Source organism: Pseudomonas sp. DP-17 (assembly GCF_022380625.1).
Taxonomy (GTDB): Bacteria; Pseudomonadota; Gammaproteobacteria; order Pseudomonadales; family Pseudomonadaceae; genus Pseudomonas; species Pseudomonas nitroreducens_A.
Genome location: NZ_JAKSXG010000001.1, coordinates 1,145,378 through 1,167,326, shown reverse-complemented (window position 1 = coordinate 1,167,326; position 21,949 = coordinate 1,145,378). Strand labels below are relative to the sequence as shown.

The 21,949-nt window shown below is 66.3% G+C and carries 23 protein-coding genes; 13 read left to right on the top strand and 10 right to left on the bottom strand.

Features of this window, described 5'->3' with window-relative positions:
* Positions 1-185: 185 nt before the first annotated feature.
* Both sodB and MJ122_RS05500 read right to left on the bottom strand, forming a co-directional pair.
* Positions 186-767, bottom strand: coding sequence for a superoxide dismutase [Fe] (gene sodB / locus MJ122_RS05505; protein WP_017519659.1), 582 nt, complete (start codon positions 765-767; stop codon positions 186-188).
* A gap of 317 nt (positions 768-1,084) precedes the next feature.
* Positions 1,085-1,687 (bottom strand): LysE/ArgO family amino acid transporter, encoded by a 603-nt coding sequence (locus tag MJ122_RS05500; RefSeq protein WP_239742730.1) that lies wholly within the window; start codon positions 1,685-1,687, stop codon positions 1,085-1,087.
* Between the two features lie 137 nt (positions 1,688-1,824).
* Here MJ122_RS05500 and MJ122_RS05495 point away from each other — a divergent pair, with 137 nt between their 5' ends.
* Entirely contained in the window at positions 1,825-2,724 is a 900-nt protein-coding gene (locus MJ122_RS05495) for a LysR family transcriptional regulator ArgP (protein ID WP_088419165.1), read from the top strand.
* Here MJ122_RS05495 and MJ122_RS05490 read toward each other — a convergent pair.
* Positions 2,711-3,772 (bottom strand): trans-acting enoyl reductase family protein, encoded by a 1,062-nt coding sequence (locus MJ122_RS05490; protein ID WP_239742728.1) that lies wholly within the window; start codon positions 3,770-3,772, stop codon positions 2,711-2,713. The two genes, MJ122_RS05495 and MJ122_RS05490, sit on opposite strands and share 14 nt — an antisense overlap.
* 194 nt (positions 3,773-3,966) lie before the next feature.
* On the opposite strand from MJ122_RS05490, the gene MJ122_RS05485 reads away from it, so the two are divergent.
* Positions 3,967-4,956 carry an NAD(P)-dependent oxidoreductase gene (locus tag MJ122_RS05485; RefSeq protein WP_239742726.1) on the top strand — a complete coding sequence of 330 codons (990 nt, stop codon included), beginning with the start codon at positions 3,967-3,969 and terminating at the stop codon, positions 4,954-4,956.
* Between the two features lie 103 nt (positions 4,957-5,059).
* On the opposite strand, the gene MJ122_RS05480 is transcribed toward MJ122_RS05485, so the two are convergent.
* Positions 5,060-5,347 (bottom strand): hypothetical protein, encoded by a 288-nt coding sequence (locus tag MJ122_RS05480; RefSeq protein WP_239742841.1) that lies wholly within the window; start codon positions 5,345-5,347, stop codon positions 5,060-5,062.
* A gap of 254 nt (positions 5,348-5,601) precedes the next feature.
* Between MJ122_RS05480 and MJ122_RS05475 the strand changes: the two genes are divergently transcribed.
* From MJ122_RS05475 to MJ122_RS05460, 4 genes are all read left to right on the top strand, one after another.
* Entirely contained in the window at positions 5,602-6,441 is an 840-nt protein-coding gene (locus MJ122_RS05475; protein WP_088419171.1) for an ATPase, read from the top strand.
* A 190-nt stretch (positions 6,442-6,631) separates the two neighbouring features.
* Complete coding sequence (gene feoA / locus MJ122_RS05470) at positions 6,632-6,859, top strand: ferrous iron transporter A (RefSeq protein ID WP_088419173.1); 228 nt, start codon at positions 6,632-6,634, stop codon at positions 6,857-6,859.
* 6 nt (positions 6,860-6,865) lie between these two features.
* On the top strand, positions 6,866-9,160 hold the full coding sequence (gene feoB, locus MJ122_RS05465) for a Fe(2+) transporter permease subunit FeoB (RefSeq protein ID WP_239742724.1): 2,295 nt from the start codon (positions 6,866-6,868) through the stop codon (positions 9,158-9,160).
* A complete protein-coding gene (locus MJ122_RS05460; RefSeq protein WP_239742722.1) occupies positions 9,160-9,432 on the top strand; it encodes a FeoC-like transcriptional regulator in 273 nt (90 codons plus the stop codon). The genes feoB and MJ122_RS05460 overlap by 1 nt, the downstream gene beginning before the upstream one ends.
* A gap of 203 nt (positions 9,433-9,635) precedes the next feature.
* On the opposite strand, the gene MJ122_RS05455 is transcribed toward MJ122_RS05460, so the two are convergent.
* Genes MJ122_RS05455 through MJ122_RS05445 form a run of 3 tightly spaced genes read right to left on the bottom strand, consistent with a single transcriptional unit; the run spans position 9,636 to position 12,255 of the window.
* Complete coding sequence (locus tag MJ122_RS05455; protein WP_088419179.1) at positions 9,636-10,685, bottom strand: alkene reductase; 1,050 nt, start codon at positions 10,683-10,685, stop codon at positions 9,636-9,638.
* A 30-nt stretch (positions 10,686-10,715) separates the two neighbouring features.
* A complete protein-coding gene (locus MJ122_RS05450) occupies positions 10,716-11,879 on the bottom strand; it encodes an MFS transporter (protein WP_239742720.1) in 1,164 nt (387 codons plus the stop codon).
* A 46-nt stretch (positions 11,880-11,925) separates the two neighbouring features.
* Positions 11,926-12,255, bottom strand: a complete 330-nt coding sequence (locus MJ122_RS05445; protein ID WP_017519671.1) for a helix-turn-helix transcriptional regulator — start codon at positions 12,253-12,255, stop codon at positions 11,926-11,928.
* Positions 12,256-12,384: 129 nt separating this feature from the next.
* Between MJ122_RS05445 and MJ122_RS05440 the strand changes: the two genes are divergently transcribed.
* Positions 12,385-12,978, top strand: a complete 594-nt coding sequence (locus MJ122_RS05440; protein WP_239742839.1) for an ACP phosphodiesterase — start codon at positions 12,385-12,387, stop codon at positions 12,976-12,978.
* A gap of 75 nt (positions 12,979-13,053) precedes the next feature.
* Complete coding sequence (locus tag MJ122_RS05435) at positions 13,054-13,914, top strand: universal stress protein (protein ID WP_239742719.1); 861 nt, start codon at positions 13,054-13,056, stop codon at positions 13,912-13,914.
* Between the two features lie 161 nt (positions 13,915-14,075).
* On the opposite strand, the gene MJ122_RS05430 is transcribed toward MJ122_RS05435, so the two are convergent.
* Complete coding sequence (locus MJ122_RS05430; RefSeq protein ID WP_239742717.1) at positions 14,076-14,843, bottom strand: lysophospholipid acyltransferase family protein; 768 nt, start codon at positions 14,841-14,843, stop codon at positions 14,076-14,078.
* Positions 14,843-15,598, bottom strand: a complete 756-nt coding sequence (gene olsB, locus MJ122_RS05425; RefSeq protein WP_088419191.1) for an L-ornithine N(alpha)-acyltransferase — start codon at positions 15,596-15,598, stop codon at positions 14,843-14,845. Before olsB ends, MJ122_RS05430 begins: the two co-directional genes overlap by 1 nt.
* A gap of 148 nt (positions 15,599-15,746) precedes the next feature.
* Here olsB and MJ122_RS05420 point away from each other — a divergent pair, with 148 nt between their 5' ends.
* From MJ122_RS05420 to MJ122_RS05400, 5 genes are all read left to right on the top strand, one after another.
* Positions 15,747-16,643, top strand: coding sequence for an acyl-CoA/acyl-ACP dehydrogenase (locus MJ122_RS05420; RefSeq protein WP_239742715.1), 897 nt, complete (start codon positions 15,747-15,749; stop codon positions 16,641-16,643).
* Positions 16,644-16,748: 105 nt separating this feature from the next.
* Complete coding sequence (locus tag MJ122_RS05415) at positions 16,749-17,534, top strand: MBL fold metallo-hydrolase (RefSeq protein ID WP_239742714.1); 786 nt, start codon at positions 16,749-16,751, stop codon at positions 17,532-17,534.
* A gap of 116 nt (positions 17,535-17,650) precedes the next feature.
* On the top strand, positions 17,651-18,778 hold the full coding sequence (locus MJ122_RS05410; RefSeq protein WP_239742712.1) for a serine hydrolase: 1,128 nt from the start codon (positions 17,651-17,653) through the stop codon (positions 18,776-18,778).
* Positions 18,775-19,122, top strand: coding sequence for a hypothetical protein (locus tag MJ122_RS05405; protein WP_017519679.1), 348 nt, complete (start codon positions 18,775-18,777; stop codon positions 19,120-19,122). Before MJ122_RS05410 ends, MJ122_RS05405 begins: the two co-directional genes overlap by 4 nt.
* A 43-nt stretch (positions 19,123-19,165) precedes the next feature.
* On the top strand, positions 19,166-19,753 hold the full coding sequence (locus MJ122_RS05400; RefSeq protein WP_088419201.1) for a YceI family protein: 588 nt from the start codon (positions 19,166-19,168) through the stop codon (positions 19,751-19,753).
* 651 nt (positions 19,754-20,404) lie between these two features.
* On the opposite strand, the gene MJ122_RS05395 is transcribed toward MJ122_RS05400, so the two are convergent.
* A complete protein-coding gene (locus MJ122_RS05395; RefSeq protein WP_239742710.1) occupies positions 20,405-21,904 on the bottom strand; it encodes an MFS transporter in 1,500 nt (499 codons plus the stop codon).
* Positions 21,905-21,949: the final 45 nt, after the last annotated feature.

Sequence of the window (21,949 nt, the reverse complement as noted above, 5' to 3'; positions counted from 1 at the left end):
CTTGTTTCTCGCCAGGGCGAACGACTGGGCCTGAGTATTGGCAATTGGCGCAATGACGTCAAAGGGCCATCGTTCTGTTTTGCGACTGTACCGGCCTTTCAGGTTAGCTGACACACAGGTGTTACGCGCCCCTGACGAAAAAACCCGGCGCAGGGCCGGGTTTCTTCGTATCAAGCGGGGTGCGATCAGGCAGCGAACTGCTCGGCCACGAAGTCCCAGTTGACCAGGTTCCAGAACGCCTCGACGTACTTCGGACGCAGGTTGCGGTAGTCGATGTAGTAGGCGTGTTCCCACACGTCGCAGGTCAGCAGCGGGGTGTCGCCGCTGGTCAGCGGGCAGCCGGCGCCGATTGTGCTGGCCAGGGCCAGGGAGCCGTCGGCCTTCTTCACCAGCCAGCCCCAGCCGGAGCCGAAGGTGCCGATGGAGGTCTTGCTGAACTCTTCCTTGAACTTGTCGAAGGAACCGAAGGCGGCGTTGATGGCGTCAGCCAGGGCGCCGGTGGGCTGGCCACCGCCGTTGGGGCTCAGGCAGTTCCAGTAGAAGGTGTGGTTCCACACCTGGGCGGCGTTGTTGAAGATGCCGCCGGAAGAAGTCTTGACGATCTCTTCCAGGCTCTTGCCTTCGAACTCGGTGCCCGGAACCAGGTTGTTCAGGTTCACGACGTAGGTGTTGTGGTGCTTGTCGTGGTGGTATTCCAGGGTTTCCGCGGAAATGTGCGGCTCAAGGGCGTTCTTCGCGTAAGGCAGCGGCGGCAATTCGAAAGCCATGGTGTTTCTCCTATCTCACTCAGTCTGGGCTAGGGCTAGCGCGGCGAACGCGCGACCGGTACACGGGGCCGGTTGAAGTATGGGTCGCGGCATCCGGGCGTAGCTGCAATGCGTCCGCAAGGGACCAGGACAGCGCGCCAGTTGCGTCCGGAAGGCAAGGCCTGCCAGCGCCGCGAAGGTCGGATCATAGCACCCGACCTGTGGCATATCCACGCAGCATCTGTAGGGTCAAAGGCCGTGCGGCAGGGGCCACGCCGGTGCGTGCATCTCACTATGCTCCGACCGGCATGACGGATCGACGTTCGGACTTTTTCCCGTCAGTTGGCAAATACCAGTTGCGCCGCCATGCCCAGCATCATCACCGCCACCATCAGGTCCACCAGGCGCCAGGTGGCCGGCCGCGCCAGCCAGGGGGCGAGCCACGCGGCGCCCAGGGCCAGCGTGAAGAACCACAGCAGCGAGGCGCTGGCCGCGCCCATGGCGTAGGCGCCGGGCGCCGCCTGCTGGGCTCCGAGGGAACCGATCAGCAGCACGGTGTCGAGGTACACGTGGGGGTTGAGCAGGGTCACCGCCAGGGCGGCCAGCAGCACGGTGCGGCGCGAGCGCGGGCCGGTCTGCGTGGCGTCGGCCATGGCCTCGGGGGCGATCGCCCGGCGCAGCGCCTTCACGCCATACCAGCTCAGAAAGGCGACTCCACCCCAGCGGGCGATGGCCAGCAGCGTCGGGTTCTCGGCGAGGATCTTGGCCAGGCCGAAGACTCCGGCGCTGACGAGGATGGCGTCGCACAGCACGCACAGTGCGGCGACCGACAGGTGATGCTCGCGGCGCAGACTTTGGGCGAGGACGAAGGCGTTCTGTGCGCCGATGGCGATGATCAGGCCGGCGGCGACCAGCACGCCGTTAAGGTAGCTCTGCCACATGAGGAGTCTCCAGGCGGCGAAAGCGAAGGGGCCGGCGCGCCGATTGCGGTTGTGGGGAGGGGAATGCTGGCGATTGTCCGGCTTTGGCCTGTATAAGAAAAACCAATACTGCTGATATCTCATTAGGGAAATTCATAATGTTCGATTACAAGCTGCTCGCCGCCCTGGCCGCCGTGGTGGAGCAGGGCGGTTTCGAGCGCGGCGCCCAGGTGCTGGGGCTGTCGCAGTCGGCGATTTCCCAGCGCATCAAGCTGCTTGAGGCTCGGGTCGGCCAGCCGGTGCTGGTGCGCGCGGCGCGGCCGCAGCCGACCGATCTGGGCCAGCGCCTGCTCAACCATGTGCAACAGGTGCGCCTGCTGGAGGGCGATCTGCAGCAGTGGGTTCCTGCGCTGGATGACGGTGCGGCGCCGGAGCGCCTGCGCCTGGCGTTGAACGCCGACAGCCTGGCGACCTGGTGGGCGCAGGCGGTCGGCGACTTCTGCGGCGAGCGCCACGTGCTGCTGGACCTCGTGGTCGAGGACCAGGAAGTTGGCCTCAAGCGCATGCGCGCCGGCGAGGTGGCCGGGTGCGTCTGCGCCAGTGCGCGCCCGGTGGCCGGTGGTCGCTGCGAGCCGCTGGGCGCCATGCGTTATCGCGGACTGGCCAGTCCGGAATTCATCGCCCGGCATTTCCCCAGGGGCGTGACGCCGGCGGGGCTGGTGCGCGCCCCGGCCATCGTCTACGGCCCGGATGATCAACTGCAGCACCGCTACCTGAAGGACCTTGGCGTCGACGGCCACTTCAGCTATCACCTGTGCCCGTCTTCCGAAGGCTTCGTGCGCATGACCAGCGGCGGCCTCGGCTGGGGCCTGGTGCCCGAGCAGCAGGTCAGCGGCGAGCTGGAGCGCGGTGAGCTGGTGGACATGCTGCCGGGGCGGGTGATCGACGTGCCTCTTTACTGGCACCACTGGCGCAACGGCGGCGAGTTGCTCGCCGCGCTGACCCGGCACCTCCTGGCGAAGGCGCCGGGTCTGCTGGTGCCGATCAGCCGCGAATGACGATGCTGCCGCTGCCGGGCAACTGCTCGATGCAACGTGCGCCGAAGAGCCTCGACGGGGTGAAGTAACCGACGGTGTTCGGGGTGGCCAGCAGGTGGCGTACTGCGAACAGCACGCCATGGATGGTCACGTCGTAGCCGTTGGCGGTTTCCAGCCGCGCGGTACGGCGCTCGCCGCGGGCGTTGCGTACTTCGCCCCAGACCCAGGTGCGCAGTCTGCTGCGGGCCAGTTCGTCGGGGCCGTGGACGCGCCTGTCCACCTGCTCCTTGAGCCAGTCCTGCACGCGGTCGCGGCCCAGCAGCGGGCGCAGGCTGTCCATCACCCGCATGCCGATGGCAGCGGCCGGGGGCACCGGCAGGTAGACCTCGATATCGGCGATGCCGGTGGAGTAATAGGCAGTCGCTACGTCGCCCCAGGGGATGGTCACCGCGTGCTTGAGGCCGCGGCCGAAGTCGATATCGCGCCGCTTGTAGCCCAGCGGCACGTCGCGCAGGCGCCCGGCTTCGCGCACCTTGCCGCCCAGCTTGAGACCTTCCACTGTGGTCTTGGCGGTGCCCGGCGACAGGCCGCTGCCGCTGTCGAAGCCCAGCGCCAGATGCGTGGCATCCGGCATTGCCTCCTTCAGGCAGGCGGCGAGGCAGTCGGTGGGGATCACGTCGAAGCCGACGCCGGGGCAGATCACCATGCCCGCCCTGCGCGCCACCTCGTCGAGGCCGTGGGCGTATTCGAAGACGGAAATCTCGCCGGTGATATCCACGTAATGCGCGCCGCTGGCGATGCATGCTTCGATCATCGGCGCGGCGGTGGCGGAGAAGGGCCCGGCGCAGTTGGCGACCACGCCGACATCCGCCAGCGCGGCCAGGGCGGCGGCGCTGTCGTTCAGGTCGAATACCCGGCATTCCAGTCCCAGCGAGCTGCCCAGCGCATGCAGGCTGGCCGGGTTGCGGCCGCCGAGTATCGGTTTCAGGCCCTCGCGCTGCGCCTGCTCGGCCACCAGCCGGCCGGTGTAGCCGTTGGCGCCGTAGATCATCCAGTGGGGCTTGCTCATCATGCGGCCTCGATAGAAAGCGAACAGTGCAGCAAGGGTAGCCGCAACCGCCCGGCCCATGTCGCCGATCGCAAGTCGTGCAACCCTGGCGCGGCGGCGCGGTCTGCAAGGATTCGTTTCTGGCGTGCAATGCCAGGGTAGTGCGGTGCGGCGGCTGGTAGAGTCGCCGCATTACAAGAACAGGAGTGGCGTGCATGAAGATTCTGGTCACCGGAGCCAGCGGGTTCATCGGCGGGCGTTTCGCCCGTTTTGCCCTGGAGCAGGGGCTGGCGGTACGGGTGAACGGACGCCGCGAGGAGGCGCTGCAGCCGCTGGTCGCACGCGGGGCCGAGTTCATGGCCGGCGACCTGGCGGACCCGGCGCTGGTCCGCGCGCTTTGCAGCGACGTCGACGCCGTGGTGCATTGCGCCGGCGCCGTGGGCGTGTGGGGCAGCCACGATTACTTCCACCAGGCCAATGTGGTGATGACCGAGTCCGTCGTCGAAGCCTGTCTGAAACAGAAGGTGCGCCGCCTCGTGCACCTCTCTTCGCCGTCGATCTACTTCGATGGCCAGTCCCACGTCGGCATCACCGAGCAGCAGGTGCCCAAGCGTTTCGCCAACCATTACGGCTCGACCAAGTACCAGTCCGAACTGGTCGCTCTCGGCGCCCAGGAGTTCGGCCTGGAAGTGCTGGCGCTACGGCCGCGCTTCGTTACCGGCGCCGGTGATACCAGCATCTTCCCGCGGATGATTGCCGCGCACCGCAAGGGCCGCCTGCGCATCATCGGTCAGGGCCTGAACAAGGTGGATTTCACCAGTATCCAGAACCTCAACGACGCGCTGTTCGCCAGCCTGATGGCCGGCGACGAGGCGCTCGGCCAGGCCTACAACATCAGCAACGGCCAGCCGCTGCCGCTGTGGGACGTGGTCAACTATGTGCTGCGCCGACTGGACATGCAGCCGGTTGAGCGGCACATGTCCTACGCCCTCGCCTACAACCTGGCGCTGCTCAACGAGAGCGTGTGCAAGGTTCTGCCGGGCCGCCCGGAGCCGACCCTGCATCGCCTGGGCATGGCGGTGATGGCCAAGGACTTTTCCCTGGATATTTCCCGCGCCCGCCGGTATCTGGACTACGACCCGCAGAACAGCCTGTGGGATGCGCTGGATGAGTTCTGCGACTGGTGGCGGTTGCGCGGCGCCTGAGGGCTCTTCGTAGGATCGGGGACGCCTGGTCCTTGCTCGCGAACAGGCCCGGAGTCGGTGCCGTGCGGTTCGCCAGCCAGCTCGTTCCTGCAAGGGCAAGCATCTAGCGCGGTGCGCGAGCACCGCCCCGCAGCGGGCCGGAGTATTGCTGCTCGCCGCCCTGCATTGGCAGGAAGCTCGGCTCCTGCACCATGCGGGGCAGCTTCACACCGCTCAGCTCGCCGAGGCGTTCGCCCAGCTGGCGCGTTTCTTCGCATGCTGAGTCGGCGCAGGCGCGCAGCATTCGCTCGATGGCGTCGCTCTGCTGGTAATGGATTTCCAGTGCCTGTTCTTCACGCAGGCGGCGACGCAGTTCACGCATGCAATCCAGGATGGCCTTGTTGAGTTCGATCACCCGACTTCCTCCCCCGCGAAGGGCGCCAGAGCGGCGCCAAGTACCAGAATCGGGAGCAAGGGGCGTGCCACGATGTCGCAAAGCCACTATTGGCGGGTCGCCTGGGGAACTGCGACCTCCGTCACGGGTCTTCTGTGCGCCGACGAGGTGCGTGACGCCCTGTGATGGCACGCTGCCCTGAAGCGTCACGCGAACGGATATACTGCGCCTTGCGCAGGCAACACGCCGCTTTATCCCCACAGGTTCATTCCATGCGTAACGACACGTTCGACGAATTCGATGATGTGCCCCACCTGTCCACCGACGCCGCCGACCGCGACGAGTTCGGACATCACCCGCGCCGCGTGGTCGAACCCAGCGGGCGCCCCGTGCGCCAGCCGGTGAAGCGTGGCGGCGGGACCGGTGCGCTGTGGGCGCTGGTCGCGGCCATGGCCATCGCGCTGGCGGGTGTCGGCTGGTGGAGCCACCAGCAATTGATGCTGATGGAACAGCAACTGATCGCCACCCAGGAAAGCTTCGCCAAGATCAGCGAGGAAGCCGCCGGTCGCCTGGATGACATCCGCGGCAAGTTCGTCGCCAATGAATCCAACGTCATGTCCGACCGTGAGGCGCTCAAGCTTCAGGTCAAGCAGCTGCAGGCGCGTCTCGCCGAGCAGGCCAAGCTGCAGCAGGCCTCGCTGTCGGAGTTCGACGGCGCCCAGGGCAAGCGCCTTGCGCAGGTCAGCGCCGACCTCAAGGCCCAGCAGGAAAGCGCCGCGCTGCTGATGTCGCAGCTCGACGTCAAGCTCAAGTCCATCACCGACGAGCAGGCCAAGTTCAAGAACGTGCAGGCTGATCTGGCCGCCGCCAACCAGCAGATCCAGGCGCTGAACACCGAGATCGCCAACCTGAAGAAGCAGGGCAACCAGAGCCAGGCGATCAAGAGCATGCAGGATGACCTGATGCTGCTGCGGGCCGAGGTCGACGGCCGCCAGGGCCAGGCCAGCAACGATACCAAGGAGTTCGACGTGTTTCGCATCCAGGTGATGCGCAACATCAATACCCTGCAGCAGCAGGTACAGAACCTCCAGCAGCAACTCAGCGCCCGCTGACCCGCCACACCTGAAAAGCCCTCGCACTGAAAGGTCCGGGGGCTTTTTGTTGGCCATCCCTCTTTTGGGGTAGTGATGGCAATTCTTGTCTTGAATCAGTTTCAGGACCGGCTTCGAGGCGAATAATCGCAAACAAATGAGAGTCATTCCGATTCTCTCTTTGTTCGCTCATTCGTCCGGAGGCTACCCCATGCACGATCTTCAAGCGCAACGCCGGTACCGCATCGCGGCCTACCGGCCCGGGATCGGTGCCGCCTTCCGCCAGCGGCTGTTTTCCATGGGGCTGTTACCTGGCGCCGAATTGATGGTGCGCCGCGTGGCGCCGCTGGGCGATCCGGTGCAAGTGGATACCCGCCAGTGCAGCCTGGTGCTGCGCCGCCGCGACCTGGCTTTCCTCCAGCTCGAAGCGCAGGACTGATCCCTCATGGACGAACTGCGCATCGGCCTGATTGGCAACCCCAATGCGGGCAAGACCACCCTGTTCAACCAGCTCACCGGCTCGCGCCAGCGGGTGGGCAACTGGGCTGGCGTCACCGTGGAGCGCAAGGAAGGCAGCTTCCGCACCGCGCGGCACAACGTGCGCCTGGTGGACCTGCCCGGCACCTACTCGTTGACCACGCTGTCGAGCCAGGCCTCGCTGGACGAGCAGATCGCCCGACGCTGCATCGTCGATGGCGAGGTGGATGTGCTGGTCAATGTGGTGGACGCCACCAATCTCGAACGCAACCTCTACCTCACCGTGCAGCTGCGCGAAATGGGCCTGCCCTGCGTGGTGGCGCTGAACATGCTCGACATCGCCCGCACCCAGGGCCTGAACATCGATCGCGAGGCGCTGGCGCGAGAGCTGGGTTGCCCGGTGGTGCCGCTGGTGTCGACTCGGGGCGAAGGCATCGACGCGCTGAAGGACGCCATCGATGCCGTGAGTGCCCAGCCGCCCTTGCAAGTGCCGTATCCCGCAGCACTGCGCAACGCCGTGACTCAGCTGCTGCCAACGGATGCGCCGCCAACCCAGGCGTGGATGGCTTTATTGGCGTTGGAAGGCGACCTGCACAGCGCCCGCCAGCTCAAGCTCGACCCGGCGAGCCTGCTGGCCGCGCGTGACGCGATCCGCTGCACCTGCGGCGAAGACCCGGAACTGCTGCTGGTGGATGCGCGCTACCGGCTGATCGGCGAACTCTGCGAGCGCGCCAGCAACCACCGCGAAGCCGCGCCGCACCGCCTGACCCAGATGCTCGATCACGTCGCGCTGAACCGCTGGCTGGGCATCCCGGTGTTCCTCTTCGTGATGTACCTGATGTTCTTCTTCGCCATCACCCTGGGCGGGGCGTTGCAGCCGATCTTCGACCAGGGCTCCGCGGCGCTCTTCATCGACGGCATCCAGTGGCTGGGCGCCCGTACTGGCGCGCCGGACTGGCTGACCGCGCTGCTGGCCCAGGGCCTGGGCGGCGGCATCAATGCGGTGCTGCCGCTGATCCCGCAGATCGGCCTGATGTACCTGTTCCTCGCGCTGCTCGAAGACTCCGGCTACATGGCCCGAGCGGCCTTCGTCATGGACCGCCTGATGCAGGCGCTCGGCCTGCCGGGCAAATCCTTCGTGCCGCTGATCGTCGGCTTCGGCTGCAACGTGCCGTCGATCATGGGCACCCGCACCCTGGACAACCCACGCGAGCGCCTGATGACCTCGATGATGGCGCCGTTCATGTCCTGCGGTGCGCGGCTGGCGATCTTCGCCGTGTTCGCCGCCGCCTTCTTCGGCCAGAACGGCGCGCTGGCGATCTTCTCGCTGTACCTGCTGGGCATAGTCGTGGCGGTGCTGACCGGCCTGCTGCTCAAGCACACGCTGATGCGCGGCGAGGCCTCGCCCTTCGTCATGGAGCTGCCGCTGTACCACGTGCCGCACCTGCGCAGCCTGCTGCTGCAGACCTGGACGCGCCTGCGCGCCTTCATCGTCCGCGCCGGGACCGTGATCATCCTGGTCAGCCTGGTGATTGGCGGCCTGAACAGCGTCACCCTCGATGGTCGTCCGGTGCAGGGCGACATCGCCGACTCGGCGCTGTCCAGTCTCAGCCACAAGGTCACGCCGCTGCTCAAACCCATGGGCGTGCACGAGGACAACTGGCAGGCCACGGTCGGCCTGGTCACCGGCGCGCTGGCCAAGGAAGTGGTGGTCGGCACCCTGAATACCCTTTACACCGCCGAGCACATCCAGGGCGAAGCCTTCGATGCCGACGGCTATGACCTCTGGGGCCAGCTGAAACAGGCCGGGGTGGATACGCTAAATGGCCTTCGCGACTCTTTCAGCCTCAGCGTGCTGGCCAACCCGGTCGCCGCGAGCATGGCCGACGGCGAGATGGAGGAGGGCTCCATGGGCACCTTCGCAGCCAAGTTTGGTAGTCCCTTGGCTGCCTACAGCTATCTGGTGTTCGTGTTGCTCTACGTGCCCTGCGTGGCAACCCTGGGCGCACTGACCCGCGAGAGCGGTCGCGGCTGGATGACCTTTGCCGTGTTCTGGGGCCTCAACGTGGCCTACTCGCTGGCGACCCTCTGCTACCAGGTCTTCAGCTTCGCCGAGCATCCGCAGTACAGCACGGTGGCCATCGGTCTGGTGCTGGCGTTCAACCTGGTGCTGTTCCTGATCCTGCGCTGGGTCGGCCGGCGCGGTCTGGAGTTGGACGGCGAGCGTGACCTGCGTTCGGCCCCGGCGGGGAGCTGCCACTGATGGCCACGGCAATCGCAGTGCGTAACCTGCTGGGGGAGATGGGCGAGGCGGATGTACCGACCCTGGCCCAACGCCTCGGCGCTTCGAAGGCCCTGCTCGAAGCATTGCTGGAGCGGCTGCTGGCGATGGGCGTGGTGGAAAAGGTCGCCGCGGAGCCCGCGGCCTGCGGGAGCTGCAAGGGCTGTGCGGAGGCGACGCGGTGCGCGACGACGGGGTATCGCCTTTCCCGTCATGATAGAGCCACTCCTTTGCACTGGGTCAGCTCTTCGTAGGAGCGAGCTTGCTCGCGAACCGCCGCTCCGGGTTGACCATTGTAGGAGCGGACTCTGTCCGCGATGTGCTACAGGCCAACTCGGAGTTGGCGGTAATCGATCACGGACGGAGTCCGCTCCTACGCAGGGTTGTTGCCGTGTGCGGAAAATGAAAGGGCGCCTTCAAATGAAGGCGCCCTTTTCATTGGCGTTGTAACCAGCCCTTACAGGCGCGGGTAATCCAGATAGCCGACCGGGCCCTTGGCGTAGAAGGTCTCCGGGTGCGGCTCGTTCCAGGCGGCGCCTTTCTGCAGGCGGGTCACCAGGTCCGGGTTGGCGATGAACGGGATGCCGAAGGCCACTGCGTCGGCCTTGCCGCTTTCCAGCCACTCGGTGGCGGTTTCCTGGGTGAAGCGCTCGTTGGCGATGTACACGCCACCGAAGATTTCCTTCAGTTTCGGGCCGATGCTGTCGTCGCCGGCCTTCTCGCGGGTGCAGATGAATGCCACGCCGCGCTTGCCCAGCTCGCGGGCTACGTAGCCGAAGGTGGCCAGCGGGTCGGCGTCGCCCATGTCGTGGGAGTCCATGCGCGGCGCCAGGTGCACGCCAACGCGGCCGGCGCCCCACACCTCGATGGCGGCGTCCGTGACTTCCAGCAGCAGGCGGGCGCGGTTCTCGATGGAGCCGCCGTACTGGTCGGTGCGCTGGTTGGTGCTGCTCTGCAGGAACTGGTCGAGCAGGTAGCCGTTGGCACCGTGGATTTCCACGCCGTCGAAACCGGCGGCCTTGGCGTTCTCGGCGCCCTGGCGGTAGGCCTCGACGATGTCGGCGATCTCTTCGGTTTCCAGGGCGCGCGGGGTGACGAACTCCTTGATCGGACGCACCAGGCTGACGTGACCGGCCGGCTTGATGGCACTCGGCGCTACCGGGGTTTCACCGTTCAGGTAGAGCGGGTCGGAGATGCGGCCCACGTGCCACAGCTGCAGCATGATGCGGCCGCCGTTGGCGTGAACGGCCTTGGTGACGTTGGTCCAGCCGCGGACCTGGTCTTCGGACCAGATGCCGGGGGTGTCCGGGTAGCCCACGCCCATCGGGGTCACCGAGGTGGCCTCGCTGAGGATCAGGCCGGCGTCGGCGCGCTGGGTGTAGTACTCGGCCATCAGCGCGTTCGGCACTCGGCCTTCGTCGGCGCGGCAGCGGGTCAGCGGGGCCATGACGATACGGTTGGGCAGTTCCAGGTCACCGATGACGATGGGATCGAAAAGCGTGGTCATTGCGTTACTCCGGGGCGTGAGGGTGGAGGATCAATCGAGGACGGGTTGCGTCTGGTTGGGCTTGCCGCTGAAGGCGATCATCACCGCGATCAGCGCGAGTACGGAGAGCACGGCGCCGGCCAGTGGCACGCGGGTCAGGCCCAGGCCGTGGTCGATGACGCTGCCGCCGACCCAGGCGCCGATGGCGTTGCCGACGTTGAAGGCGCCGATGTTCAGGGTGGCGACGAGGTTGGGTGCGGCACCGCCGACACGGACCACGTTGACCTGCAGGGCGGGCACCGCGGCGAAGGCGGCAGCGGCCCAGATAAAGAGGGTGATCTCGGCCGGAATCAGCGAAGCGCTGGTCCAGCTCAGGACGGTGGAAACCAGCGCCATGGTGGCAAACACGCCGGCCAGGGTCGTGCCCAGGCGCCAGTCGGCGAGGCGGCCGCCGAGGATGTTGCCCAGGGTCAGGCCGAGGCCGATCAGCACCAGGCTCCAGGTGATGCCGCGCGGCGAGACCTGGGTGACTTCGCCCAACAGCGGTGCGACATAGGTGAACAGCGCGAAGACGGCGGCGGAGAACAGCACCGTGGTGCCCAGCGCCAGCCACAGCGGGCCGTTGCGCAGCGCGGCGACTTCCTTGCGCATGTCTACCGCTTCTTCATCGTGCCTCTTCGGCAGCACGCTCCACAGGCCGATCAGCGCGAACACGCCGATCAAGGTGACCGCCCAGAACGGCGAGCGCCAGCCGGCGATCTGGCCCAGCGCGGTGCCGGCCGGTACGCCGAGCACATTGGCCAGGGTCAGGCCGGTGAACATCAGCGCTACGGCGGAAGCCTTGCGGTTGGCCGGCACCAGGCTGGCGGCGACCACCGAGCCGATGCCGAAGAAGGCGCCGTGGCACAGCGCGGTGATGATCCGCGCCAGCATCAGCAGGCCGTAGTTGGCGGCCACGGCGCAGAGCAGGTTGCCGAGGATGAAGATGCCCATGAGCATCAGCAGCGCGGTCTTGCGCGGCAGGCGGGCGGTGAGCAGGGCCATGATCGGCGCGCCGATGGCGACGCTGAAGGCATAGCCGCTGACCAGCCAGCCGGCGGCGGGAATGGTCACGGAGAGATCGCCCGCGACCTCGGGCAGCAGGCCCATGATCACGAATTCCGTGGTGCCGATGGCAAACGCGGACAAAGCGAGGACGAGAAGCGAAGTGGGCATGCGCCTGCTCCTGGAGAATGGGATTGTCTTGGCTGGCAGTAGCCGGTTAAAGCGCTTCGCTCAGGTGGCGAACAAAGGCCTGGATGGTCTCTTCATTGCGTTTGAAGAAGTTCCACTGGCCGACTTTTCGACTGGTCACCAGACCCGCGCGCTGGAGGGTGGCCAGATGCGCGGAAACGGTGGATTGCGATAGACCGGTGCGCTGGTCGAACTTGCCGGCGCAGACGCCGATCTCGAAGGATTGGTGCTCCTGCTCGACGAAGTAGCGCTCCGGGTCCTTGAGCCAGTGCAGCATGTCGCGCCGCACCGGATGGGCCAGGGCCTTGAAGATTTCGTCGAGGTCGATGCCAGGATCGAGAGTGGGTTGTTCAGTCATGGGGCACATCGGTATATCGCGTTGAGACGAACTATATATCGGTCAAAAACGATATGAATTCGTTTGGGGCGATAGTAATGATCGACACCCGTGATAGTAGCCGTTGACCACCCGCGCTACTCTCTGCCCATGAACTACCTCGCGCACCTTCACCTGGGCGGCGACCGGCCCGCCCAACTGCTCGGCAGCCTCTATGGCGACTTCGTCAAGGGGCCGCTGGCCGGCCAGTGGCCCGCCGAAATCGAAGCGGGTATCCGCCTGCACCGGCGCATCGACGCTTTCACCGACAGTCATGCCTTGATACACAGTGCCAAGTCGCGCTTCCCCAGCGAGCGCCGGCGCATGGCCGGCGTGCTGCTGGACGTGTTCTTCGACCACTGCCTGGCCCGCGACTGGGGGCGATTCTCCGGTGAGCCGCTGGAGCACTTCACCCAGCGGGTCTACGGTGTACTGGGCCGCACGCCCGGCCTGCCCGAGCGTCTGGCGCGCATTGCACCGCGCATGGCCGCGCAGGACTGGCTCGGCAGTTATCGGCAGTTCGAGGTGTTGCAGGATGTTGTCTCCGGCATGTCCCGACGCCTGTCGCGGCCGTCCCTGCTGGAGGGCGCCTGGGAGGAGCTGGATCGTCTTTACGAGCCCTTGAGCGGCGATTTCCGTGAGTTTTATCCCGAACTTCAGGAATTCGTCAGAAACCCGCCGAAATCGATGGACGGTCCGGGCTGACTTGATATGCGTCAACCGCCCGGCGGCCCATAGCGTGTGCAATAGACACATCTGAAGGACGACGAGAGGAGCAGCATGATGAAGTCGTTAATGGTCGCAACGGATCTGTCCGGCCGTTCCGAAAAGGCTTTGCACCGTGCGGCAGCGCTGGCCAAGCGCTACGCCTGCCCCTGGACCGTGCTCTACGTGGTCGACGAAGACCAGCCTTCGGCGCTGGTCGAGCAGGAAGTCACCCAGGTGCGCCTGATGCTCGAAGCGCGGCTGGTGGAGCTCACCGAACTGGGCGGCAGCTGCCCGAAACTGCTGGTGGAGCGCGGCGATCCGAATCAACAGATCCTCGCCGCGGCGAAGAAGCAGGACTGCGAGTTGCTGGTGATGGGCGCGCACCGCAAGAGCGTGCTGCGCGACATCTTCGTCGGCACCACGGTGGAGCGGGTACTGCGTGCCGGGCAACTGCCGGTGCTGGTGGTCAACCAGCCGGCCGGCGGCGAGTACCGCGACCTGCTGATAGCCCTCGATACCTCGCCGGCCTCCGCCCACGCGGTGGAAGTGGCCGATGAACTGGGCCTGCTCGAAGGCGCCGTGCGCCGGGGTGTCTACGCTTTCAGCCCGCTGGCCAAGGGCATGATGCAGTACTCCGGAGTGAGCGAGGAGCGCATCGACGAATTCGTCGGCAGCGAATCGCGCCAGGCAGTGGATGAGCTGAAGAAGTTCCTCCACGAACGTCACCTGGAGGAACGCATCGATGAACAACTGGTGGCCGTCGGGCTGCCGGGCAACGTGTTGCAGCGGATGGTCGACAATCATCGGCCCGATCTGCTGGTCATGGGGACTCGGGGTATGGGCGGGATCAAGCGTGCCCTGATCGGCAGTGTTGCCGACTACGCTCTGCGCGAACTGGATTGTGACATCCTGGTCGTGCCGCCGGAGGCTTGAGCCTTCGGCGCCTGGAGACTGTTTTCAGGCTGCGTCGGGCGGCTCGAGGGTGCCGCCCGGCGCAGTTTGAAAGCCGTTTCGTCAGAGTGGGAACCCGTCGGCCGTAGGTTACGGCGGGCTCCAAACCTTCTTCGCTTTCCCTGCCGCTTTGCTGGCAAATCTCAGGCCGCGATGGCCGACTCTTCCTGAACTTCACACACCACTGCCTGGATCGCGGCATGCGCCTGTCTGGCCAGCAGGTTGCGGTCCTGGTGCGCGCTGGACAGCGCTGGCAGCAGGTGGATTTCCACCACACCCCGATCATGGTCGAACAGACGCTTGAGGTGGCTGACCAGATCATCGTCACCGATGAAGGGTGCCAACTCGCACGCCTGGCCGTTGCGGCGGTAGCGCAGCGCCACCGGCTGCACCGGCACCCCAGCCTCGATGGCGCTGGCCATCAGGCGCCCGTGGAAGGTGCGCAGCCCCTGGCCGTTGGTGGTGGTGCCTTCGGGGAAGACCAGCAGCGAGCGGCCGCGCGACAGGTGCGTGGCCAGCTGTGCATTGATCATCCGCGAATCTCCAGATCCCCGGCGGATGAACAGCGTGCCGGCTTTTTCCGCCAGCCAGCCGGCCAGCGGCCACTGGCGCACTTCCGCCTTGGACAGGAAGGTCAGCGGCAGCAGCCCTCCCAGCAGCGGAATATCGACCCAGGACACATGGTTGGAGACCCACAGCATCGGCTGCGCGGGCAACTCGCCGTGCACCTTCAGCTCGAAGGGCAGGGCGCCGGACAGTCGCGCCAGGAACCAGCGCGTCAGGCGCTGGCGCAGGGGCATGCGATCGCCGGGCAGACGTTCCAGCAGGCTGACGAAGCTGGCCAGCGCGAGGCCCACCAGCAGCAGTGACAGCAGGCGGGCAACGCGCAGCCAGGCGCGCAGGCTGCGCATCAGACTGCGGCCTTGAAGTGGCGGGCGTAGCGCGGGCAGAGCTCGTCACGCTTGAGCAGGATGAACACGTCGGCGACGCCGAAGTCCGGGTCCCAGCAGGGTTCGCCACAGATTTTCGCGCCCAGGCGCATATAGGCCTTGAGCAGTGGCGGCAATTCGGCGGTGAGGTTCTCCGGAACATCCATCGGCGGCAGCGGCGTCTTGGGCTCGGCGCGCAGGTTTTCCTGGCACAGGTAGCGGTCGCGCAGGCGCTGCATCACCGCGCGGGCCTGGATGCCGCCGTCGCGCATGGGGATGCTGGCGCAACCCATCAGGTAGCGGTAGCCGCCTTCGTTCAACACTTCGGCCAGCTCGCTCCAGAGCACCGCGATGGTGCCGCCGTTGCGGTAGTCCGGGTCGACGCAGGTGCGGCCGATTTCCAGTACCGGGCCCTGCAGTTCGCCAAGGCCGTCGAGGGCGAATTCCTCTTCGCTGTAGAAACGGCCCAGGCGCCGGGCGGCGCGATGGTCGAGCAGGCGGGTGGTGGCCACCAGCGCGCCGGTGTTGAGGTCGCGCACGCCGATGTGGGCGCAGTGGCGGTCGTAGTCATCCATGTCCAGGCCCTGGTCCGCGCCCTTGAGCTGGGCATCGAACTCGCTGCTGAACACGCGGTAGCGCAGGGCCTGGGCTTCGCGCAGGGCGCGGGCGCCGCGCAGACGCACGGCCTTGAGACGGCGTTCTGCCGGGGTGTCACAGGAGAGGGCGATCTGACTCATGCGAGTGCCTCCGTGAACCGGCCATGCGGGTTGCGGCCGGTCGGCTATGTTGTGCAAGCTCAGGCTAGGAATGACCGGTGTCACGCCCATGACGGTGCGGTGATGCTTGTATGACAAGAACAACGACCTCGAAGGAAGGAGCGCCGCGATGCCCTGGAAATGCCTGCTCGGCCCGCAGGACCGGCTGACACCCGGACTGCCGCTGGACGACTGGTACGCCGAACTGCTCTCTCGCGCAGGGTGTGCCGGCAGCTTCGAACTGGCGGTGCTCGGCGGCCGTCTGGCGACTTCGCCGGGGCTGGCCTTCCTCGCCGGCTACCAGGCGGCGCTGCGCGCCCTCTGGCCGGCTGCGCCGCGCAGCCTGGGCGCGTTGTGCGTGACCGAGAAGAAGAGCGTGCGCCCCGCCGATCTGCAGACCCGCCTCGAAGGCCTGGTGCTGCACGGCCGCAAGGACTTCGCCACCGCCGCCGACAGCGCCGCCTGGTGGCTGGTCGCCGCGCGCGACGAGGAGGACGGCGAGCCGCCGCGCATCGCCATGACCGTAGTGCAGGCCGGCGCCCCCGGCGCGAAGCTGGAAGCGCTGCCGGCCCTGCCGCTGATGCCCGACATCCCACACGCCCGCCTGCTGCTTGACGGTGCCCATTGCGAACGCCTGCCCGGCGATGGCTGGGAGGCCTACAGCAAACCCTTCCGCACCCTGGAAGACACCCATGTGCTGGCGGCGGTGTGCGCCTGGCTCTATGGCCTGGCCGTGGAACACCAGTGGCCGGCGGAACTGGTGCTGCGCCTGACCGGCGTGCTCGCCGGTTGCGCCGAAGTCAGCCGGCAGCCTGCCTCGCAGCCGGAAACCCACCTGCTGTTGGCCGGCGTGTTCAGCCTGTTCGAAGGTCTTGCCGCTGCACTGGATGCCGCTTTTGCGTCTGCTGATGCGGAGCTGGCAGCGGTGTGGAAACGGGACAAGGGCGTGCTCGCCATCGCCGGTGCGGCACGGGCCAAGCGACTGGAGAAAGCGAGGGTGGCAATAGGCCTTGACCCACGTCAGTGAGGGCCTGGGGAGGGGACGTTAGCCTTACGGAAATTTCTGAGATACCAAGAAATTTCCGCAGGGCTACCCACTGTTTTCCCTCCCACTGTTTTAGGAAATCCCCTCATGCGACGCGAACCCATCGTGCTGTTCGACGACGGTAAACACCAATGCCTGTGTTTCGACGATCTGGTCAGTGGCGATGGTGTGCAATCCAACCAGTTCCTCATCGTCGACCACGACAAGCGCCTGCTGCTCGATCCGGGCGGCGACCTGACCTATACCCCGCTGTCCCTGGAACTCTCCAAGCTGTTCCCGCTGCAGGACCTGGACTACATCTTCGCCTCGCACCAGGACCCGGACATCATCGCCGCGCTGGACAAGTGGTTGCTGCACACCCGCGCCAAGGTGATCTGCTCCAAGCTCTGGGCGCGCTTCCTGCCGCACCTCACGGCGAGCTACCTGGCGGTCAGCCACGGCATCTCCACCTATGACCGCGTGATCCCGTTGCCGGACCGTGGCGAGTCGGTGCAACTGGGCCGCTGCCAGCTGAAGATGATCCCCGCGCACTTCCTCCACTCGGTGGGCAACTTCCAGGTCTTTGATCCGGTCAGCAAGATCCTCTTCTCCGGTGACATGGGCGCCTCGCTGGTGGACGACGCCAGCCCGGTACAGGACTTCGCCGCCCACGTACCGCACATGGAAGGCTTCCACCGCCGCTACATGGCCTCGAACAAGGTCGGCCGGCTGTGGGCCAACATGGTTCGTCGCCTGGACATCGAGATGATCGTCCCGCAGCACGGCCGGCCTTTCGTGGGCAAGCCCATGATCGGTGCCTTCCTCGACTGGATCTCCGACCTGCAATGCGGCATGGACCTGATGGGACCGGACGACTACCAGGTGCCACGCTGACCGGTTCCAGGCTGACCGATTGCGCCAATCGTCCTTGATTACGGCACGATCGGCGCTTAATCCGTCATCTTCACCGTGCTAGGGTGCGGGCCGACCTGATAACAAGAGGCCCGCCGATGCCCTTCGCCCCCTTCCGCCCAGCGCTGCGCGCGCTGGCGCTGGCCACCTGCCTGCTGAGCAGCCACGCCCACGGCGCCGAAACCTGGCCCGAGGCCGACTGGCCCCATGGCGCAACGCCCAGCGGCGTTGCCGTGCAGGAATTCGAGAACTACGCCTTCCCCACCCGCGACGACGACACCCGCAAGGGCGTGCGCACCGACGCCGTGGTGGTCATCCGTGACGGCCAGTTGATCTACGAGCGCTATGCCGGCCCGACCCGTGCCGAAACTCCGCACCTGGCCTGGTCGATGAGCAAGAGCGTTATGGCCAGCGTGCTTGGCGTGGCCTTTGGCGAGGGCAAGTTCCAGCTCGACGACCCGGTCGCACAGCATTACCCGCCCTTCGCCAACCACCCTGATATCAAGATGCGCGACTTGCTGCACTGGGCCTCGGGCCTGGCCTGGCAGGAAGAGTACGAGTACGCACCGGTGCGCTCCTCGGTGGTGGCGATGCTCTACACCCGTGGCCGCGATGACATGGCGAAGTTCACCGCCGGCTTCCCCGCCGACGCCGAGCCGGGCAAGCGCTTCCGCTACTCCAGCGGCGACAGCAACGTGCTCTCCGCTACGCTCAAGCAGATGGTCGGCAAGGACTACGCGAACTATCCCTGGACCGCGCTGTTCGAGCCGCTGGGCATCCAATCCGCAGTCTGGGAGCGTGACGCCAGCGGCACCTTCGTCGGCTCCTCCTACGCGTACATGACCGCCCGCGATCTGGCGCGCATCGGTCTGCTGATGGAACGCGGCGGACGCTGGAAGGACCGCCAGCTACTGCCACAGGACTGGCTGAAGTTCGTCCTCGCACCGTTCCCGGAGTACCAGCCCGATCCGAAGAAACCCAATGAGGCGGTGCCCGGCGGGCAATGGTGGCTCAACCGCCCGGTGGCCGGCGCGCCCGCGCCCTGGCCGGATGCGCCCGAGGACACCTTCGCCGCCCTCGGCCACTGGGGCCAGGCGCTGTATGTGATCCCCGAACAGAAGCTGGTGATCGTCCGCTACGCCGACGACCGCGACGGCAGCTACCAGCACGACACCTTCCTCAAGCTTGCCCAGGTGGCCTTCGCCCACGGGGAGGTGCAGCCATGATCCGTCGTCATCCGATCCTCACCGCGTTGGTCCTGCTGCTACTCGCCCTGGTGACCACGGCCTGGCAGAACCGTGTCCATCTCGCCGCGTTCCCCGGCATCATCGGCGCCTATACCGCCAAGGAATACTGCTCCTGCCGCTACGTTATGGGGAACTCGGCGGACTATTGCCGGGCCTATACCAGGCAGTACGTGCCGACCAGCGCCTTCCTCGACGACGAAGCGCGCAAGCGGGTGACCGCCCGCGGCCTCGGCAGTACGCAGACAGCCGCCTGGCTCGGTGCGCGCGAGGGATGCCAACTGATGCCCCAGGCGGATGACTTGCCCGAATCGGGCAGCCACTGACGGGCGCGTTCCACGGAGCGGGGCGGCCCGCTTCGGAGGATCAATGCGTTACCTGATGTGTATATTGCTCGTGCTGACGAGCCCCTTTGCGCTGGCCGAATGGCAACTGGACGGCGACACTTCGCGGATCAGCTTCGTCTCGGTCAAGCGCGGCAAGATGGCGGAGGTGCAGCGCTTCGACCGCCTCTCCGGGCAGATCGACGACAAGGGCGCGGTGCGCGTGCTGGTGCCGCTGGAGTCCATCGACAGCGGCCTGGCGCTGCGCGACGAGCGCATGCGCAATTCCTTCTTCGAGATCGAGCGCTTCCCCGAGGCGATCATCAGCAGCCAGCTCGACCTGAGCCGTTACGAGGACCTGCAGGTCGGCCAGTCGCGCCAGGAAACCGTCGACTTCAACCTCGACCTGCATGGCCAGCAGCGCCGGCTCAAGTCCGAGGTGCTGGTCAGCCGCCCCAGCGAGACCCGCATCGAAGTGACGACCCTGGAGCCGCTGGTGCTCAAGCTGATCGACTTCGACCTGGAAGAGAAGCTCGAGCCGCTCAAGGAAGTCGCCAACGTGCCTTCCATCACCCCTGAGGTGCCGGTATTCGCGGTGCTGGGGTTCAGCCAGGTGATCAAGCAGGCGCCGTGATACGCACGCCATGGCCCTGTAGGAGCGGGCCATGCCCGCGATCCGCCGGCAGGGCCGGCGCCTTCCTCAACTCCGATGTTGGTCCTGTATTGCTGCGTTGGCTTGGGGATTTCTGCGCCGCTTCGGCGTGCGCGCGGACTTCTTGTTTCGCCCCCTCGGGCGAGTCCCTTTTGGCAAACGTCGGATAGCCGCCCTCCCAAAAGGAACCAAAAGGTCTTGCCCCGGACATCCGGTTTTTCGCTTAGGCGAAAAATTCCCTCGTTGAAGCGAAGTTTCAGGGGCCCGCGCTGACGGGCCATCCCTGGCCCGACAGCGCTCTCGCGACATCCATGTCGCTCAACCCCTGAAACTCCGATTCAACGAGGCCTCCTGAACGGGGCCGTTCGGAGTGCGCTGAGGTTTATCTGGAACTCTTCAAGTGCCAGAGCCAGAGCCAGAGCCATGCCGAGATATGTGGCTTTTCGTAGGAGCGAGCTTGCTCGCGAACCGCACGGCACAGCGCCAATCGCGAAGACGGTCGGTCTCAAGCCCACGCCGCAATCGCCGGCACCTCGTGCTGGAAGCGAAACCCGGACCCCACGCTGCAACTGGAAGCGCCGATGAGCACGAAGGTGAGCAGCAGGATGGCCTTCATGGCGTGGCTCCTCTGATTCAGGATCGAACAGCCTCCAGTCTAGGCCGCGCCGCTCGATGTGCGCCGAAGGTAAGGAAGCTGCCCAACGCGAACAGCCAGGCGCTGACCCCGCCGTAGCCGAGCACCCAGCCGAAACCTTGCGTCAGTGCTGCGCGGGCGCCGTCCGGATCGTCCGTGCCCAATCGCCCGCTGGCGATGCTCGCCGCCAGTTGCAGTTTCTCGCTGCCGTCCACGCCTTGTAACGCAGCAGCGACGCCCCAGAGCAGGATCAGCCCCATCACCGCGATGTTGATCGCCAGGGAGATCATCCGCGCGCTCATGTCGATGCCCGAGGCCATGCCGGCGCGGGCGGCGTTCACGGCGGCGGTGGAGGTGTTGGTCACCGTGGTGTTGGTCAGGCCCAGGCCGATGCCGGCCACCACGCAGCCAGGCAGCAGGGTCAGCCAACTGGAGTGATCCACGGCGCTGCCCCAGAGCATCAGAAAGAAGCCGGCGCCGATCACGAACATCCCGCCGGGGATCACCCAGCCGGGCTGGAAGCGATGCGCCAGGCGCTCGGCAATCGGCGGCACCACCAGGGTCGGCAGGGTGTACGCGAGCAGCGACCAGCCGGCCTTCACATCGTCGTAGCCGAGCACGCCGTGGTAGTAGACCGGCAGGTAGATCATCAGCGGCCAGAAGCTCACGTTCATCCCCGCCGAGGCGAACATCGCGCCGGAGAAGGCGCGGATGCGCAGCACCGTGAAGTCGAACATCGGGTGGGCGACGCGGCGCTCGATGAGAACGAAGGCGATCAGGCAGGCGAAGCTGAGCAGCAGGATCGCCAGCGCTGCCGGACTGGCGAAGCCCATGTCCGCGCCCTGGGTGATGTAATACACCGTGCCGAGCACCGCCAGCGACAGCGTGAGCATGCCGCCGACATCCAGCCGTTCAGCGGCCGGATCGCGCGATTCCACCGCGCCGTACTGCGCCAGCGCCAGCGTGAGCAGGGCAAGCGGCCCGTGCACCAGGAACACCCACTGCCAACTGGCCAGGGCGACGATGACGCTGCCGACGATCGGCCCGAACCCCAGGCCGATGCCGAACACCACGCCCCAGGCGGCAAAGGCGCGCACGCGCTCGGCCGGGTCGCTGAACTGGCTGGTGAGCACGGCCACCTGGCAGATCAGCATCACCCCGCCGGCGGCGCCCTGCAGGAAGCGCCCGGCGATCATGGTCGGCATGTCGCTCGCGAGCCCGCAGAGCAGCGAGGTGGCACCGAACAGCGCCAGGCTGATGACGAACAGGCGCTTGCGGCCGAAGCGGTCGGCCAGGGTGCCGGCGGCCATCAGCACGCTGGTGACAGCGATGGTGTAAGCGTTCATCACCCATTGCAGGTCCTGGAAGTCGCCGTGCAACACACGCTCCAGGGCCGGCAGGCTGGCCGGCACGCTGGAAATTTCCAGGCCGAACATCATCGAGGACAGGCACACCGCCGCCAGGGCGATGAGGTTTCTGGGATTGTGGTGGGCAGTCATGGGAGTGGGCTCCGTGTGGCGAGCCACCATTGTCGAAAAGAACAG

Coding starts and splice junctions, on each gene's coding strand:
- sodB (WP_017519659.1), bottom strand. CDS start 767: ATGGCTTTCGAATTGCCGCCGCTGCCTTACGCGAAGAACGCCCTTGAG.
- MJ122_RS05500 (WP_239742730.1), bottom strand. CDS start 1,687: ATGTGGCAGAGCTACCTTAACGGCGTGCTGGTCGCCGCCGGCCTGATC.
- MJ122_RS05495 (WP_088419165.1), top strand. CDS start 1,825: ATGTTCGATTACAAGCTGCTCGCCGCCCTGGCCGCCGTGGTGGAGCAG.
- MJ122_RS05490 (WP_239742728.1), bottom strand. CDS start 3,772: ATGAGCAAGCCCCACTGGATGATCTACGGCGCCAACGGCTACACCGGC.
- MJ122_RS05485 (WP_239742726.1), top strand. CDS start 3,967: ATGAAGATTCTGGTCACCGGAGCCAGCGGGTTCATCGGCGGGCGTTTC.
- MJ122_RS05475 (WP_088419171.1), top strand. CDS start 5,602: ATGCGTAACGACACGTTCGACGAATTCGATGATGTGCCCCACCTGTCC.
- feoA (WP_088419173.1), top strand. CDS start 6,632: ATGCACGATCTTCAAGCGCAACGCCGGTACCGCATCGCGGCCTACCGG.
- feoB (WP_239742724.1), top strand. CDS start 6,866: ATGGACGAACTGCGCATCGGCCTGATTGGCAACCCCAATGCGGGCAAG.
- MJ122_RS05460 (WP_239742722.1), top strand. CDS start 9,160: ATGGCCACGGCAATCGCAGTGCGTAACCTGCTGGGGGAGATGGGCGAG.
- MJ122_RS05455 (WP_088419179.1), bottom strand. CDS start 10,685: ATGACCACGCTTTTCGATCCCATCGTCATCGGTGACCTGGAACTGCCC.
- MJ122_RS05450 (WP_239742720.1), bottom strand. CDS start 11,879: ATGCCCACTTCGCTTCTCGTCCTCGCTTTGTCCGCGTTTGCCATCGGC.
- MJ122_RS05445 (WP_017519671.1), bottom strand. CDS start 12,255: ATGACTGAACAACCCACTCTCGATCCTGGCATCGACCTCGACGAAATC.
- MJ122_RS05440 (WP_239742839.1), top strand. CDS start 12,385: ATGAACTACCTCGCGCACCTTCACCTGGGCGGCGACCGGCCCGCCCAA.
- MJ122_RS05435 (WP_239742719.1), top strand. CDS start 13,054: ATGATGAAGTCGTTAATGGTCGCAACGGATCTGTCCGGCCGTTCCGAA.
- MJ122_RS05430 (WP_239742717.1), bottom strand. CDS start 14,843: ATGCGCAGCCTGCGCGCCTGGCTGCGCGTTGCCCGCCTGCTGTCACTG.
- olsB (WP_088419191.1), bottom strand. CDS start 15,598: ATGAGTCAGATCGCCCTCTCCTGTGACACCCCGGCAGAACGCCGTCTC.
- MJ122_RS05420 (WP_239742715.1), top strand. CDS start 15,747: ATGCCCTGGAAATGCCTGCTCGGCCCGCAGGACCGGCTGACACCCGGA.
- MJ122_RS05415 (WP_239742714.1), top strand. CDS start 16,749: ATGCGACGCGAACCCATCGTGCTGTTCGACGACGGTAAACACCAATGC.
- MJ122_RS05410 (WP_239742712.1), top strand. CDS start 17,651: ATGCCCTTCGCCCCCTTCCGCCCAGCGCTGCGCGCGCTGGCGCTGGCC.
- MJ122_RS05405 (WP_017519679.1), top strand. CDS start 18,775: ATGATCCGTCGTCATCCGATCCTCACCGCGTTGGTCCTGCTGCTACTC.
- MJ122_RS05400 (WP_088419201.1), top strand. CDS start 19,166: ATGCGTTACCTGATGTGTATATTGCTCGTGCTGACGAGCCCCTTTGCG.
- MJ122_RS05395 (WP_239742710.1), bottom strand. CDS start 21,904: ATGACTGCCCACCACAATCCCAGAAACCTCATCGCCCTGGCGGCGGTG.